Genomic DNA, 2,812 nt, shown 5'->3' with positions numbered 1-2,812 from the left:
TTGGTGACCGTTATTCATGCTACCAAGGCCAATATACCGAGAGCTATCATTATCTACATAGACACGGTCGATCGGACCCAATCTTATCCTCAGTCTGATAGCAGTAGATATTAATTAACTGAATAATACTCATAATATTAAAGTAACAAAACAAACTGGCCGAAGGTATCATAAAGCCGCTATTGCAATAGCGGCTTTATGAAAATGTTTGCACACTCTACCTCCAAACTCACATCGCATTTTATAAATTATAATCCGGCCAGTTTTTTACTTTATAGTTTTGTTGCTTATGTACCATTTCACTTTCTACTGCCATTTTCTAATGCTTTTTAAATTTTACTCATTACCTTATACAACTTTTACCCGAGACTTCCGATCATAGATCGGTGTGCAATGAATAGTGATCATCAGCAATATTTAAGTCTTGTGATGATCGTTCATCATATAATTCAATGCCTAAATCTTCTTTCGTGCATGCGCCGCATAACTCTGCAATCTTAGAATCAAAATGACGCATTAAAATGTATTCACCTTTTAGAGCCTGATCAGTAAAATTCAACAAAGTATCTATCTGCACAGGAATGAGAGAATCTTTACTTAATCGAAGCGTGGTATCATCATAATCTCCATAATTTAGTTTTAAAATATTAAATTTTTCATTTTTTAAAAAATCCACGCATTGCTTTGCTTCACTAAAAGAGCTAGTTCTCTTTATAGGCTGTGGCTCCCACTCCATAAAAATTATAATATTAGGAGAAGCAGCAATTGTCTGCTGCGCGCCAAGAAGCATTTTACATTCAGATCCCTCAATATCAGCTCTCAAAAAATCTACTAGCTTGTTACCATTTTGCTTCATGATTTCATCTACTGATATTGTTGGAACTTGATAAGGGATGAACAATCCAAGATAAGGAAATAATGCCTTTATAGCTGGAAAAAAGCTAATAGCACTATACTTGATATGAGCTAAATCATATTGAGATGAAACCTTGCCAAGATAACTGTTAGTAGAGCCATCAAATAGAATGCTTGAATTGGAATTATCTGAAATTGCAAAATTATAAAAATGAATGTTTCTATTTTCTAAACCGTTCAGCAATACATTTAATTCAGCATAACCACCTACAATAGAAGTTGCATCATACGCATGAACCTCACCTGATTCACCAGCCTTCAAAGACATTGCTATAGCTAAATGTCCATAATTTGTTCCTAAATCTAGACAGAAGAAACCGTCTTGAACAAGAGTAGTAACCAGCGATTCAATTATAGGCTCTATAGCTCCTTTAGATAAGAAATCGACAACAGCTCTGTCATCTGGATATACCGCAAGGTTTAATCCTGTTCCATACGTACTTTTAAATATCTGCACAGGTCCATGAAAAAGCACTGTGGTATTATGTTTTTCAATCATGATATCAACTGATAAAATTATTTAAAATAAGTCCAAATGATAGCATGATATTTCGTTAACGTCTACACGTTGTTGGGGGGGATTATTAATCATTAGTAGATATAATGGTAATAAGTTGTTATAGTGCCTATTATCAATTAAGTAATGAGAATGGACTTAAAATGTAAGCATTGTAGCTTTGGAGTATGTGTTAAGAATGGGGTATATGATGGCAAACAAAGATATAAGTGCAAAGGTTGTAAAAGAGTATTTAAAATAGGTGATGCTAGAATAAAATACACGCATGAGAAACGTGTAAGGGTGGTAAAATGGTATTTAGAAGGATGTGGAGTAAGAAGTATAGAGAGAATGGAAGGTATTAGTGCTCCCTTAATACTACAATGGATAAAGAAATTTGCTAAGATTTTAAGGAGTAAAATTTACCAAGATACTCAAAAGAATGAAGTAATGAATGTTCGGATTATGGAGATAGATGAGTTATATAGTTATTGTAAAAAAAACGGAAGAAAGTATATATCTGGCTTGCTGTAGACAGGGATAGAAATAAGTTATTGGATTTTATTGTAACAGAGACTAAAGATTTTGATGATTTGTACTAGTTGACATTTAATCTTACACTATAATAAAATAACGATGTTTAAGACATCTAACTAAAGAATGATAGAAATGAGTGAATTAAAGGTTCGAGGTTTTGTGGATAATCTTGAAAGAAATGAAAGAGCAACAAAGACCTTTCGATCATGTCTAGGCTTCTGGAGGTGACTTTTGATTTTCGCTTAAAACGGGCGAGTCTGTGCCGGATATCGCTGTTGGTGCCTTCGATGGGAAATGTTAAATCTTTACCAAAAAAGTGTCGATTTTCAGGTAAAGGCCTAAAGAAACCGCCCCATTCATCGGTTACAAAGGTGCATTTTCCATCATCGATTTTCTATTTCATCGATCTGAATGACCTCTGCAGGTTCGGTTGGCATGGAAATTTCATCGGAAAAAGCCCTAATCCACTTAAGAACAGCGACGTCGCTTACCTTGAAAATCTTGGCAATACCAAGAGCATAGACATGCCGCAGTGGGCATACAGAATCACCGCTAAATGCTTTAAACCCGGCGAAACACCGCGGAGCTTTGTGGGCGTAAACTGGCACCCACAATCCCGACATTGATACCTCTGTAACCCTCGTATATGGCCGCATTTAACGTAAGAAACCGATGAACATTTTTTACATTTTAACATTAGACACTGCCCCTGAAAAACCTTTGGGTTTACTCTAACACAAAAATCATTCTTTTGTTAGATGTCTCCGATGTTTTAAAGGTAGTGTAAAATGAATCTAAATCAGAAAATAATAAAACCAAAAATAGGATTGCTAGAACTTGCAAAAAGACTTGGTAATGTATCAG

The 2,812-nt window shown here is 35.0% G+C and carries 4 protein-coding genes; 1 reads left to right on the top strand and 3 read right to left on the bottom strand.

The window, feature by feature from the left end:
- Window positions 1–376 precede the first annotated feature (376 nt).
- Window positions 377–1,414, bottom strand: a complete 1,038-nt coding sequence (locus Cyrtocomes_RS05850) for an FkbM family methyltransferase (RefSeq protein ID WP_322498252.1) — start codon at window positions 1,412–1,414, stop codon at window positions 377–379.
- 150 nt (window positions 1,415–1,564) lie between these two features.
- On the opposite strand from Cyrtocomes_RS05850, the gene Cyrtocomes_RS05845 reads away from it, so the two are divergent.
- Complete coding sequence (locus Cyrtocomes_RS05845) at window positions 1,565–1,945, top strand: transposase-like zinc-binding domain-containing protein (RefSeq protein ID WP_322498251.1); 381 nt, start codon at window positions 1,565–1,567, stop codon at window positions 1,943–1,945.
- Window positions 1,946–2,060: 115 nt separating this feature from the next.
- Here the strand turns inward: Cyrtocomes_RS05845 and Cyrtocomes_RS06175 are convergent, their stop codons facing one another.
- A complete protein-coding gene (locus Cyrtocomes_RS06175; RefSeq protein WP_410519711.1) occupies window positions 2,061–2,339 on the bottom strand; it encodes an IS1 family transposase in 279 nt (92 codons plus the stop codon).
- Window positions 2,340–2,435: 96 nt separating this feature from the next.
- On the bottom strand, window positions 2,436–2,645 hold the full coding sequence (locus Cyrtocomes_RS06215) for an IS1/IS1595 family N-terminal zinc-binding domain-containing protein (protein WP_458693279.1): 210 nt from the start codon (window positions 2,643–2,645) through the stop codon (window positions 2,436–2,438).
- Window positions 2,646–2,812: the final 167 nt, after the last annotated feature.

This window comes from Candidatus Cyrtobacter comes (assembly GCF_034470605.1).
In the GTDB taxonomy this organism is placed as follows: domain Bacteria; phylum Pseudomonadota; class Alphaproteobacteria; order Rickettsiales; family Midichloriaceae; genus Cyrtobacter; species Cyrtobacter comes.
This window is presented reverse-complemented; position numbering and strand designations above follow the sequence as displayed.

Coding starts and splice junctions, on each gene's coding strand:
- Cyrtocomes_RS05850 (WP_322498252.1), bottom strand. CDS start 1,414: ATGATTGAAAAACATAATACCACAGTGCTTTTTCATGGACCTGTGCAG.
- Cyrtocomes_RS05845 (WP_322498251.1), top strand. CDS start 1,565: ATGGACTTAAAATGTAAGCATTGTAGCTTTGGAGTATGTGTTAAGAAT.
- Cyrtocomes_RS06215 (WP_458693279.1), bottom strand. CDS start 2,645: ATGTTAAAATGTAAAAAATGTTCATCGGTTTCTTACGTTAAATGCGGC.